This window comes from Clostridium tetani (genome assembly GCF_900167265.1).
Taxonomy (GTDB): domain Bacteria; phylum Bacillota; class Clostridia; order Clostridiales; family Clostridiaceae; genus Clostridium_G; species Clostridium_G tetani.
In genome coordinates, this window is the sequence record NZ_FUWT01000020.1 from 1 (window position 1) to 12,977 (window position 12,977).

Below are 12,977 nucleotides of genomic sequence, written 5' to 3' on the forward strand. Positions count from 1 at the left end.
ATCAAGGGGCACATTACACTAGTCCCATATTTCAGAAATTGCTTAAAAAATATAATATAAAACAATCTATGTCTAGACGAGGTAACTGCTGGGATAATGCTCCACAGGAGTCATTCTTTGGACATCTTAAGGATGAAACAAATATTAAAAATTGTAATACATTTGCTGAACTCTTGGAAGAAATTGATGAATATATGGATTATTATAATAATTATAGAGGTCAATGGAATTTAAAAAAGATGACTCCTGTAAAATACAGAAATCATCTTCTTAGTACCGCCTAGTCTTTTTTTAAACTGTCCTTGACAAAGGGTACATTTTAAATTTATTATATGAACAGCCTTTTTATATTATCTTTTTATATATTTAAAGTGAAATAGTATACATTGAATTAAGAATATTAGACCTATCAATCCAAAGGATGGATATAGGAAAGTTATGAGATTTACAAAACCTAATTGAGATATAGGTATAGCTAAAAGTAATATGAGTATGCAACATTTCCTATAGGGAATATTAAAAGTTTGCTCTAAGGTTTTACTGATACTATATATATTTGACACCTCTGTTGAAAACATTTCTAACCATATTATGCATAACAACATTATTTGAATTAATGTACCAAACCTATTTGCTACATATAGTAAAGGCACTTCATATTTAAATATATTAGGTATATTTAAAATAAGCAATAAATTTATTATACATGATAGAAATGTAAGGATGATGGAGCCTAAAAGTATAGACTTAAAAAGTAATTTTTTATTTTTTATTTCATTACTTAAAGGAACCATAACCCCAGAGGATGAAAGTATATTAAAGCTTGAGTAAAGAATACTAGAAGTAATCCAAGTAGTTTTATAATAAGGTATAGATTTAACATGAACAAGATTAAAGTTTTCATAAAAAGCTAAATACAAAATAAATATTGTACTTATTACAAATATTAAAGATGGAACTATAAAGGAATTGATTTCAAAAAGACCCTTAGTATCTCTTAATAGTGCTATTAAAGAGAGTAAGCACATTGTACATATTCCTACCCATTTACTTAAATTAAAGTATTGACTTATTAGTGCTCCACTACCTGCTAGAATTATTGCAGAACTACTAATTAAAAACAATCCAGTTATTATATTAGTAACTTTACCTAAAAACCCTGGGCTAACTAGTATAATTAAGTCTTTATAAGAATTTAAATTATATTTAATGCTAATACTAATTATTATATAGGAAGAAAATATATAAAAAATTAGGCAAATAATTAATCCGAAAAAACTCTTATAACCATATGTAGCAAAGAACTGAGTTATTTCTTGTCCAGAAGCTAATCCAGCTCCTACAATAGTGCCTACAAAAACAGCAGCTATTTTAAAGTACATAATAAAGTTTTTAAACATATCAATACTCCTTTTATTTATAAAAAGCTATTCTTTATAAATATATATAAAATATAGGAAATAATGATTTTATATATTAAAAATTTTAATTTAAGAAAGAATATTAACAAAGGAGGAATTAAATTTGAATAAAAAAAGATTTTTTATTGTGATTCTGATATTCGTTTTTATGCTTTCTAGTTCTTGCGGTAGATTACAGAAAAATAGTAGTAAAAATACCGAAGAAAATATACAAAAAAGCTTTGATATTAATGCAGCAAAGAATGTAGTAGATTTATATTTAAACTATTTAATTAAAGAAGATTACAAAAGTGCAATGAAATATTATTCTAAAGAAATGATAGATAAAAAGATGGACATAAAAACTACTCCTCTTAAAGTTAAAGGATATAACATAGAAGATATAAATCAAGTTGGAAAGGGAGGAGTTTTTAAGTTAAAGGTTGCAAGAATAAATTTAAATGAACCCTTTGCAACATTAGACGAATGTATTATAAAAATAAATAAAGAAGATGAAAACTACAAAATAGTAGATATAAAAAGCAATACAGAAGGTGAAGCATTTATAGAAAGAGGTAATATAAGAATTAGAAAAAAAAGTAATGCAGATACCAATCTTTTAATAAATCTATCAGGTATACCTCAGTATTCATTTCCTAAAGATGATAAACTAGCAATGAGTAAATTAGTTATACCTAAGAAAAATTATGGCGTAATGACATTTTCATATTCAGGAAGCTCTATAGCTATAAGTACTTATGATAATAATTCCTTTGCATGCATAGTAAAATTAGATGAAAGTAAAAGTGTTCAAGGTCAGGAGAATGGCGGAGCTACAGAAGATGGCAATCAAGGACAACAACAAGGTCAAAATGGAAAAGGAGATATGGTCAAAGAAAAACCATTAGGGAAAGAAGTAATAGAATTAGATATATTGATTAATTCTAAAATAGATTATATGACTTTTTCTCAAGATGAGAAATTTATATTACTGCAATACAGTAAAGATAAAAATAAAAAATCCATAAGAGTATATAATGCAGATAGTGGTGAAATAATACCTTTTAAATTTGAAGAAAAGTTTCCATTAGATAAAGTGCAAGTACTGTTTTCATCCTTTGATGACAAATCTGTGAATGTTAGAGTAATTCCTGTTAATGATAAGGATAAGAGTTTAAAAAATCTTATAGGAAATTGGCAATTAGACTTAAGAGATTATAAATGTAAAAAAGTACAATAGAACATTTATTGAAAGTATGAGCATTCATAGTATATAATTTCTATGGATATCATACTTTTAATAGATTGGAGTTTTATATATGAAAATGAAATGGGGAGATAAAAGATACCATACTTTAAACTATTTTTTAAGAGAAAAGTTCGGTGAGAAAGTATTTAAAATATCTTTAGATGCAGGATTTTCATGTCCTAACAGAGATGGCACTATAAGTAGTGGAGGATGTTTATTTTGCAGTGAAAGAGGCTCTGGAGACTTTGCAGGTAATAGACACTTTTCAATAAAGGCTCAATTTGAAGAAATTAAATCAGTAATGAGAAAAAAGTGGAAAGGAGATAAATACATAGCATACTTCCAAGCATATACTAATACATATGCACCTGTTGAGATTTTAAAAGAGAAGTATGAGGAAGCTCTAATGCAAGAAGGAGTAGTTGGTTTGGCTATTGCTACTAGGCCCGATTGTTTAGATGAAGAAGTATTAAATCTCTTATCTGAAATTAATAAAAAAACTTATTTATGGATTGAGCTAGGATTACAAACAACTAATGATAGGGTAGCTAAAATAATAAATAGAGGATATGAATTAACTGTTTTTGAAAAAGCACTGAAGGAACTAAGAAGTAGAGATATAGATGTGGTAGTACATACTATTTTTGGACTCCCAGGTGAAACAAAAGAAGATATGATAAATACAGTTAAATATTTATCCAATAAGGATATACAAGGTTTAAAAATTCATCTACTACATCTTATGGAAGGAACGCCTTTGGTAAATACCTATGAAAATGGAGATTTAAAATTTCTTACTGAAGAAGAGTATATAGATATAGTGTGTGAGTCTATTGCTATAATTAGAGATGATATTGTTATTCATAGACTTACAGGGGATTCACCAAGAGATTTATTAATAGGTCCAAAATGGAGTTTGAAAAAATGGGAGATTTTAAATTCTATAGATAGGGAGCTACAAGATAGAAATATATATCAAGGAATGAAGTATAAAGATAAAAGTGGAATTTTATAATTTCACTTTTATTTTTTATATAAATAGTGTTACTATAAAAATAAAGATTTTTAATAATGGAGGCTATGTTATGAATATTGATATAATAATATCTGCGGATGATATAAAAGAAGAAAAGATAAAAGATAAATCTATAGTTGTTATAGATATATTAAGAGCTACATCTGTTATAATAACAGCCCTTAATAATGGATGTAAGGAAGTAGTACCTGTTGTAGAAATAGAAGAAGCTTTAGAGAAAGTTAAAAACAATAGAAAAAATTACATACTGGGAGGAGAAAGAAAAGCTTTAAAAATAGAAGGGTTTGATTGTTCCAATTCACCATTAGAGTATAAAAGTGAATTAGTTAAAGGTAAAACATTAGTTATAACAACTAGTAATGGAACAAGAGCTATAAAAGAGGCGTTGTTAGCCAAAGATATATTAATAGGTGCTTTAATAAATGGAAAGGCTGTTGCAGAAAAATTAATATCTTTAAAAAATGATGTAGTTATAATTAATGCAGGAACTTATGGGGAATTTTCCATAGATGATTTTATATGCAGTGGATATATAATAGATTGTATTGCAAAAGATATGGAAGTTAAATTAAGCGATATATCAAAGGTTGCTAAATATCTGTATAACATGAATACTAATATGGAGTTTATTAAAGAAGCAAAACATTTTAAGAGAATAATGGAGTTAGGTCTTTTTATGGATTTAGAATATTGTTGTAAAAAAGACATAGTTAGTATAGTGCCTCAATATAAAAATGGTATTATAAAATAAAGGCTAAAAAGGGGTATTACCCCTTTTTACTAAAGGATTATAAACAGAGTTCTTGGCTTCAGAAGGAGTTTTTACTCCCTCTGAAGCTTAGAAATCGTTATCCAGAGACATAGGCTCTTTACCCCCACTTTAAAGAAGAGGGGATTATTAGAGCGGTTAGTCATCGGATAAATTAATTTCTATATATTTAGATTGAATCCATCCTTTTGAATTTATTTTTTCTACAGAATCTATTGAAATCTCATACCATATTTCATTATTTACTTCAGCAGAATCTATTATAGTTACATAAGTTCCTTTTTCTAAAGTACATAATAAAGGGGAACTTTTTAAGGGACTTATAAAAAGATTACAGTTAGTATAAATAGTTGTGGATGAAATACTAGGAGTTATATATTTAATTTCTATTTTCTCTTTTGCAAAGGACATTTTTTCATTTTTAAAGTCATTATACTGTTTTTTTAAAACAAAAATTTGTCTTTTTTGCACTGCTATTTTATTATTAAAATAATAAAACATGTACAAACATATTAGTATAAGAATAAGGATGATAAAAAATAATATAGTGTATCGCCTCCAAATATTTATATACTATACACTATATTCTATTCATTGAAATCTAGAAACTATGAATAATTTTAAACGGCTTTAATTAATTCATTATATTCAAGTATATAAAAATCAGCATTTTTTATAATCTCTTTTTTTTGATTTTTGGCGGACATATCATGAACGCCAACAACTTTCATTCCAGCAGATTTTGCACCTCTTATAGCAGGTAAAATATCCTCAAATACTATGCAATGTTTAGGGGAAATATTTAACCTTTCAGCACATAATAGATAAATATCTGGAAACTCTTTACTTTTATTAACTTCATCCGATGTAGTTATACAATCAAAGATATCATAAATACCATTATTTTTTAATGCTATTTTTAATAGCATATCACAATTACTAGTAGCTAGACCTAATTTTATTCCCTTATTCTTTAATAACATTAAAAAGTCTAATGCCCCATTTTTTAGTTTTACATTATGGACATACTCATAATAGGCCATATTATTCCACTCATCCATTATGGTTTTTATATTATCTTTTAAATTAAATTTATTTTTAAAGTATTGAGCAGATTCTTCAAATGTTAAATGAGCAATGGACTCACTTAAGTTTTTTGGCACAGGAATATTTCTTTTTTTTAGATAATCAATATCAATTTTCTCCCAAACCCACATAGAATCAATTAGAGTACCATCCATATCAAAAATTGCTGCTTTTATATCTTGAAACATAAAATCTAAGTCCTTTCTTATGTTAAATTATTTAAATTCCCTTTCAAAAATGGAGATTTTATCTTTATCTTTAAAGTCTTCTACTGAATTTATATTTATTTTGCTTAGTATATCATTCATGCAGTTACTATCTACAGAAACTTTTATAGAAGAATTTTCTGCGAAATTATTTACAGCATTTCTACCTTCTGAAGGATCTATTATGACTTTTGGTCCACCAACACAACCACCAACGCAACCCATACCTTCTACAAAGTTAGCGCTAATATCTTCTTGCTTTATTTTGTCCAATAGAGATTTACATCCTTTTACACCATCAGCCTGTATAGTCTTTAAAAACTTATATTTATTAGGGAATAGTTTTTCTATAGCTTCACTAACAGCTATAGACACTCCACCAGTTCTAGCATATAATCTTCCACCTTTAGAAGCATATTCTGATGAAAAGTCTTCCTCTAAATTTTCAGGTTGTATATCAAAGACATCAAATATGTCTCTTAATTCTGTAAAAGTTAATACAAAATCAATGTCTCCAAGTAAATCTTTTTCCCTAGCCTCAGCCTTTTTAGCGATACAAGGTCCCACAAATACAACTTTACAATTAGGATTTAGCAATTTTAGAACTCTGCCAGCTGCTATCATTGGAGAAACTGATGGGGAAACATACTTAACTAAATCATTATATACTTTTTTCAACATTCCTACCCACATTGGACAGCAACAAGAGGTTATCATAAAATCTTGTTCATCTTTCACAAAATGATCATATTCTACTGCTTCTTTTAGAGTAAGCATATCTGCAAAAAATGCTACTTCAACCATATCTGTAAATCCTAATTTTTTAAAAGCTGTTCTCAATTGATTTATAGTAGTATTTTCACCAAATTGACCCATTATAGCAGGAGCTACTGCGGCGATTACTATGGACTCACTTTTTAGAAGTTCTGCAAGAGGTATGAACTCTTTTTTATCTAATATACTTCCAGAAGGACAATTCCTTACACATAGTCCACAATCTAAACAAAGCTCATCATTTATATATATATTGTTATCGTTAGGATCCCTAAATATAGCGTTTACAGGACAGGATTTTTCACAAATAATATCTCCATCTTTAGCACATTGGGTAGAACAAGGTAATTTAGTTACCACTTTTTCAGCTGAAGCTGTATAGTTTTTTATAGCGTTTTTTAAATTAGATATATAATTTTCACTATGTTCAATATTAACGCCACATAAAATAGAAATTATTTTAGCAAGTTTTTCTCTGTCCATACTATGCGATGAAAGAATATTTTCTACTTCTTTTTCAAAAGTATCATCATAATAGGATTTTGAAAGTCTTTTAAATATTTCGCGATAGTCATTATGCATTGAGTATCAGCTCCTTAATAATTAATCCAATTATATCATAAAAATTTTTAAAAAAAGGAATAAACTTTGACTAATATACATAGGTCAAAGTTTATCCATGTTTACTTAGCCTTCATCACCAATACCTCTAGTAGGAACTGTAGACATTACAAAGCCTACTAGTATTGAAACTAAAGCAGGAGCCACTATGTTTACATAGGCAATATAACGAGTCCTATATAGGGCGAATGCACTTAAGCTAGTTATAATAACAGTTATTAGAAAAATATATATTATAAACTTACCAAAAGAGCTAAATAATTTTTCGTATATTTTATGCCTTGTGGGTCCTTTTAGTATAAATCTAAAAATAAAATAGGATACAAAAATTATTATTAAATCTAAAACAGCGGAAATAAAAAAGTTCTTCAAAAAAACACCTCCTATATGGTTTACAATTATTATTTCCATATTAGAGGTGTTTTACCCAAATTAAATTAAATTATTTAAGGAATAAATCTCCAGCTTTATAAATATCTCCAGCACCCATTATTAAAACTAAATCTCCAGGTTTAGTTTCTTTTTTTAAGTAATCAGATATATCTTCAAAACTGTGTAGATTTATACAGTTTATGTTTTTTTTCCTAAGTTTATTACCTAGCATATCGGAACTAACTATACCAGTATCTTTTTCTCTGGCAGGATATATATCAGCTAATATAAGAGTGTCTGTATTATAAAAGCTTTCAGTGAAATCTTCAAATAAACTGTAAGTACGGGTATAAGTATGAGGTTGAAAAACGCAGAGAATTCTATTACTAGGATAATTTTTAGCAGCACTTAATGTTGCTTTTATTTCTGTTGGATGATGTGCATAATCTTCTATAACAGTAACATCATTCCTAACTCCTTTTAACTCAAAGCGTCTATGTGTTCCGTGAAAGCTTTCTAAACCTTTTATAATAGATTCTTTATCTATGTTAAGAGCAAAGGATACACATATGCTTGCTAAAGCATTTAAAACATTATAACTTCCAGGAACATTTAATTTTACTGAGAATAATACAGAAGAATTTTTTATAACATCAAAACTAGCACAGCCTTTATTGTCAAAGGTTATATTCTTAGCCTGTATATCTCCTTTATTAAGACCATATGTTATTATAGTACAATCAATATTTTTTATAATATCGTTAATATTTTCATCTTCTGCGCAAGCTATTAAATATCCATCTTTAGGTATTAAGTTGGCAAACTTTGAAAAGGCATTTTTAATATGATTTATGTCTTTATAGTAATCTAAATGATCTGCATCAATATTTAATATAACTCCGATATAAGGGAAAAATTTAAGAAAAGATTCCTTGTATTCACAGGCTTCTGTTAAAAAGTATTCACTTTTACCTGTCCTAACATTTCCATTTATAATATTTAATTCTCCACCTACTAGAATAGTGGGATCTAAATTAGCATTTACAGTTATATGGGACATCATAGAAGTAGTTGTTGTTTTTCCATGAGTACCTGAAACAGCTATATTATACTTATGTCCATCCATTAAATAACCTAAAAATTCCGCTCTATTCATAATTTTAATATTATTAGTTAAAGCTTTTGTTAACTCAGGATTATCTTCTGAGACTGCGGCTGTGTATACTATTAAATCAACATTTTTAATATTTTCTGCCTTGTGTCCTATATATATTTCAGCTCCAAGGTTTATTAGTTTATCTATTATTGGTGATTTTGTAGAATCAGACCCTGAAACTTTATATCCTTTTTTTAAAAGGATTTCAGCCATTCCGCTCATGCTTATTCCACCAATACCGATAAAATGAACTTTTTTAATGTATTTTAAAAAATCAAAAGACATACAATATTCAACTCCTTATAAATCTAAATCCATCTATCTATTAATTATATACAAAAAATAGTAGAAAAAACACATTTAATTTATTATATCTATTGATAATATTTTTGTTTTAGAATAGAATATGAATAATGGAATGTATTATAATAAAATAATTCGTAAAAAGCAAATGGGTGATATAATGGAAAAGTTCACTAGAAATCAGAGAATTTCAGCTATAACTAAAATTTTAATAGAAAATCCTAATAAAATAGTAAATCTAAATAAATTCACAGAAATGTTTAATGCAGCAAAATCTACTATAAGTGAAGATTTGATTGCTATAAAAGATGTTTTAAATAAATTATCTTTAGGAAAAATTGAAACTGTTTCAGGAGCAGCAGGTGGAGTTAAATATATTTGTGGCATATCTGAAGAAGAAAGTTTAAAATTTGCAGAAGAATTATGTATTATTTTGAAAGATAGAGAAAGAATAATACCAGGGAACTTTCTTTATGTAACAGATCTTGTGTTTAATCCACAAATAATACAAAGGGCAGGGTTGATACTAGCAACAGAATTTAACGCTATGGATATAGACTATGTAGTTACAGTAGAAACAAAAGGAGTATCCTTAGCATATGAAGTTGCTAGGATGCTAGGAGTACAATTAGTTGTTGTAAGAAGAGAAAATAAGGTAACAGAAGGTTCTACTGTGAGTATAAATTATGTTTCAGGATCAACTAATAGAATACAAAATATGTCTTTACCTAAAAGAGCTATTAAAAGTGGTAGTAAGTGTATATTTATAGACGATTTTATGAAAGCAGGAGGAACAGCCTTAGGAATTATAAACTTATTAAAAGAATTTGATAGTGAACTTTTGGGTATGGGAGTACTAGTTGATAATGTAGGCATAGACAAGAAATTAGTTAGTGAATATATTTCTATAATAGAATTTGATGGATTAGACCAAGATAATAACAGTATAATATATCCATCTAAAAAATTTAAGATTTAAAAAAATTAAAATTTCTAAAAAATTTAAATTTTTTAGAAGGAAAAATAAAATATATATAGAATACTATATATAATGTATACATAAGCATCTTGGAGGTGGAATTTAATGGAAATTACTGATGTAAGAGTTAGAAAAATTGCTACTGAGGGAAAGATGAAGGCTATAGTATCAGTAACCTTTGATAATGAATTTGTTGTTCATGATATAAAGGTAATAGAAGGACAGAATGGTTTGTTTATAGCTATGCCAAGTAGAAAGACACCAGATGGTGAGTTTAAAGATATAGCTCATCCAATAAATACTGAAACCAGAGAAAAGATACAAAGTGCTATATTAGAAAAATATGAATTAGCAAAAGATGAAGTTAATGAAGTAGTTGAAACAACTGAAGAATAAAAATAAAGGAGTAGTACTACTCCTTTTTTTATTATTTGCTATTTTCTGAAAAAAATTTATTAGGTTGCATTTGTAAAATATATAAAATATAATGATATAGGATAAATAAATATATAAAATATTTAAATTAAGCCTACAATGAGGTGATAGAATGTATAATTGTGCTATATTATTGGCAGCAGGAGAAGGAAAAAGGATGAAATCTGCCACTCCAAAAGTTTTACATAAAGTATGCGGAAAAGAAATGGTTAATCATGTTATAGATGCTTTGAGAGAAGCAAATATAGAAGATGTAAATGTAATCGTTGGCAAAAAAGCCAAGGAAGTACAATTAAAAACAGAATCTAGAAGTGTATCTTTTTCATTTCAAGAACAACAACTAGGCACAGGACATGCTGTAAAATGCGCAAAAGAATTTCTACTAGGAAAAGAAGGAAATGTGGCAATTTTTACAGGAGATGCTCCATTAATTACTTCAAAAACCATAAAAACACTTATGGAATACCACGAAACTAATGGCTTTCATGGTACAATTCTTACATCTATTATAGATAATCCCAGTGGATATGGAAGAGTTTTAAGAGAAAACAACGGAGAAGTTGACAAAATAATTGAACATAAAGATTGCTTAAAAGAAGAGTTGAAAATAAAAGAAATAAATGCAGGAATGTACTGTTTTAATATTCAAGCTCTATTAGAAGCCCTTGATAAATTAGATAATAATAATGCACAGGGAGAATATTATTTAACGGATGTTATTGAAATACTAAAAAAAGATGGAAAAAAAGTTGGAGCATTAGCTGTTAATTTTGAAGAAACTATGGGTGTAAATTCAAGGCTTCAATTAGCAGAAGTGGAAGCAATTATGAGAAAAAGAATAAATGCCATGCATTTAGAAAATGGTGTTACAATAATAGATCCGAATAATACATATATAGACTGCAATGTGGTTATACATAATGACAGCATAATATATCCAGGAAATATACTACAAGGTAAGACAGTAATAAAAGAAAACTGTGTACTATACCCAAATTCTAGAATAGTTGACAGCATAATAGAAAAGAGTGTTGTAATTCAAAACTCAGTTATACTACAAAGTAACATTGGAGAAAATACTACAGTAGGTCCCTTTGCTTATATAAGACCTGATAGTAATATAGGAAGTGCTGTAAGGATTGGAGATTTTGTAGAAATAAAAAAATCTACCATAGGAAATAATACTAAAGTATCTCACTTAACATATATAGGAGATGCAGAAGTAGGAGAAAGATGCAACTTTGGATGTGGAACAGTGGTAGTAAATTATGATGGCAAAGAAAAACATAAAACCATTGTAGGAGATGATGTTTTTATAGGGTGTAACGCTAACTTAGTTTCACCTGTTGAGGTTAAAGATAATTCATACATAGCAGCTGGTTCAACTATTACAGATGAAGTTCCTAGAGGAGCTTTAGCCATAGCTAGAAGTAAGCAGATAAATAAGGAAGATTGGGTAAAGAAAAAAGATGAAAAATAGAATACTAAGGAGGTTCTTTTGGTAATGATTCACGAAAGAAAAAGTCTTAAAATTTTTGCTGGAAATTCAAATGACAAATTAGCTAAGGATATAGCAGATATTGTAGGAGTACCATTAGGAAGTGCAGAAGTAGGAAGATTTAGTGATGGAGAAATTACAGTAAATATCAATGAAACAGTTAGAGGAATTGATGCTTTTATAATTCAATCCACTAGTGCGCCTGTAAATGATAATTTAATGGAATTGCTTATAATGATTGATGCATTTAAGAGAGCGTCAGCTGGAAGAATAACTGCAGTAATACCATACTATGGGTATGCAAGACAGGATAGAAAAACAAAGGCAAGAGATCCTATTACAGCTAAACTTGTAGCAGATATTTTAACTGCAGCAGGGGCAGATAGAGTTTTAACTATGGATTTACATGCTTCTCAAATACAAGGATATTTTGATATACCTTTAGATCATCTTTTAGGAGTTCCTATACTAGGAAAATACTTTGCAGAGAATGGATTTGACCAAAGAGAGGATGTAGTTGTAGTTTCACCAGATTTAGGAAGCGTAACTAGAGCAAGAAAATTTGCAGACAGAATACATGCTCCAATAGCTATTATAGATAAAAGAAGACCGAAACCAAATGTTTCAGAAGTAATGCATATAATAGGAGACATAAAAGACAAGACCTGTATACTTATAGATGATATGATAGATACAGCAGGAACTATTACTAATGGTGCTAATGCATTAGTTGAAAGAGGAGCTAAAGATGTTTATGCATGTTGTACTCATGCTGTTCTTTCTGGACCTGCTATGGAAAGAATAGATAATTCTGTTATAAAAGAACTTATAACTTTAAATACAATAGATATTTCAAAGATTAAACCAAGTGATAAAATTAAAGTGTTATCTGTAGCACCAGTATTTGCAGAAGCCATAAGAAGAATATATGAAGAAATTTCTGTAAGTAAATTATTTGACTAATATAGACAAGGCTATTTCAAATTTTGTATTTGAAATAGCCTTTAAAATATATATAAATAAATTGTAACTTTTTTATATTAATCTATTACATTATGTTTATATATGATAAATTAAATATATATGTAATTGT

Annotated in this window: 14 protein-coding genes; 8 read left to right on the forward strand and 6 right to left on the reverse strand. The window is 28.0% G+C overall.

What is annotated here, in order from left to right:
* Nucleotides 1–284: IS3 family transposase (locus B5D21_RS12300; RefSeq protein WP_143323997.1), on the forward strand; the 284-nt coding region annotated here is incomplete at its 5' end.
* Nucleotides 285–350: 66 nt separating this feature from the next.
* Here the strand turns inward: B5D21_RS12300 and B5D21_RS12305 are convergent.
* Entirely contained in the window at nt 351–1,400 is a 1,050-nt protein-coding gene (locus B5D21_RS12305; RefSeq protein WP_011098498.1) for a YkvI family membrane protein, read from the reverse strand.
* A gap of 124 nt (nt 1,401–1,524) precedes the next feature.
* Between B5D21_RS12305 and B5D21_RS12310 the strand changes: the two genes are divergently transcribed.
* The 3 genes from B5D21_RS12310 (at nt 1,525) to B5D21_RS12320 (ending at nt 4,436) form a co-directional block, all read left to right on the forward strand.
* Nucleotides 1,525–2,640: a hypothetical protein gene (locus B5D21_RS12310; RefSeq protein WP_011098499.1), complete on the forward strand. Its 1,116-nt coding sequence runs from the start codon at nt 1,525–1,527 to the stop codon at nt 2,638–2,640.
* Nucleotides 2,641–2,719: 79 nt separating this feature from the next.
* Nucleotides 2,720–3,664 carry a tRNA modification radical SAM protein MnmL/YtqA gene (gene mnmL / locus B5D21_RS12315; RefSeq protein WP_011098500.1) on the forward strand — a complete coding sequence of 315 codons (945 nt, stop codon included), beginning with the start codon at nt 2,720–2,722 and terminating at the stop codon, nt 3,662–3,664.
* A 70-nt stretch (nt 3,665–3,734) separates the two neighbouring features.
* On the forward strand, nt 3,735–4,436 hold the full coding sequence (locus tag B5D21_RS12320) for a 2-phosphosulfolactate phosphatase family protein (protein ID WP_035110650.1): 702 nt from the start codon (nt 3,735–3,737) through the stop codon (nt 4,434–4,436).
* Between the two features lie 156 nt (nt 4,437–4,592).
* Here the strand turns inward: B5D21_RS12320 and B5D21_RS12325 are convergent, their stop codons facing one another.
* From B5D21_RS12325 to murC, 5 genes are all read right to left on the reverse strand, one after another.
* Nucleotides 4,593–4,925, reverse strand: coding sequence for an SH3 domain-containing protein (locus tag B5D21_RS12325; protein ID WP_158001432.1), 333 nt, complete (start codon nt 4,923–4,925; stop codon nt 4,593–4,595).
* Between the two features lie 149 nt (nt 4,926–5,074).
* Complete coding sequence (locus B5D21_RS12330) at nt 5,075–5,728, reverse strand: HAD family hydrolase (RefSeq protein ID WP_011098503.1); 654 nt, start codon at nt 5,726–5,728, stop codon at nt 5,075–5,077.
* A gap of 27 nt (nt 5,729–5,755) precedes the next feature.
* Nucleotides 5,756–7,102 carry a [Fe-Fe] hydrogenase large subunit C-terminal domain-containing protein gene (locus B5D21_RS12335; RefSeq protein WP_011098504.1) on the reverse strand — a complete coding sequence of 449 codons (1,347 nt, stop codon included), beginning with the start codon at nt 7,100–7,102 and terminating at the stop codon, nt 5,756–5,758.
* A 105-nt stretch (nt 7,103–7,207) separates the two neighbouring features.
* Nucleotides 7,208–7,513 (reverse strand): hypothetical protein, encoded by a 306-nt coding sequence (locus B5D21_RS12340; RefSeq protein ID WP_023436999.1) that lies wholly within the window; start codon nt 7,511–7,513, stop codon nt 7,208–7,210.
* A gap of 70 nt (nt 7,514–7,583) precedes the next feature.
* On the reverse strand, nt 7,584–8,954 hold the full coding sequence (gene murC, locus B5D21_RS12345) for a UDP-N-acetylmuramate--L-alanine ligase (protein WP_011098505.1): 1,371 nt from the start codon (nt 8,952–8,954) through the stop codon (nt 7,584–7,586).
* Nucleotides 8,955–9,132: 178 nt separating this feature from the next.
* Here murC and purR point away from each other — a divergent pair, with 178 nt between their 5' ends.
* The 4 genes from purR (at nt 9,133) to B5D21_RS12365 (ending at nt 12,847) form a co-directional block, all read left to right on the forward strand.
* Nucleotides 9,133–9,951 carry a pur operon repressor gene (gene purR / locus B5D21_RS12350; protein WP_035110646.1) on the forward strand — a complete coding sequence of 273 codons (819 nt, stop codon included), beginning with the start codon at nt 9,133–9,135 and terminating at the stop codon, nt 9,949–9,951.
* Between the two features lie 105 nt (nt 9,952–10,056).
* On the forward strand, nt 10,057–10,347 hold the full coding sequence (gene spoVG, locus B5D21_RS12355) for a septation regulator SpoVG (RefSeq protein WP_035110645.1): 291 nt from the start codon (nt 10,057–10,059) through the stop codon (nt 10,345–10,347).
* A 151-nt stretch (nt 10,348–10,498) separates the two neighbouring features.
* Nucleotides 10,499–11,866, forward strand: a complete 1,368-nt coding sequence (gene glmU / locus B5D21_RS12360) for a bifunctional UDP-N-acetylglucosamine diphosphorylase/glucosamine-1-phosphate N-acetyltransferase GlmU (RefSeq protein WP_011098507.1) — start codon at nt 10,499–10,501, stop codon at nt 11,864–11,866.
* A gap of 24 nt (nt 11,867–11,890) precedes the next feature.
* Nucleotides 11,891–12,847, forward strand: coding sequence for a ribose-phosphate diphosphokinase (locus B5D21_RS12365; protein ID WP_035110644.1), 957 nt, complete (start codon nt 11,891–11,893; stop codon nt 12,845–12,847).
* Nucleotides 12,848–12,977 lie beyond the last annotated feature (130 nt).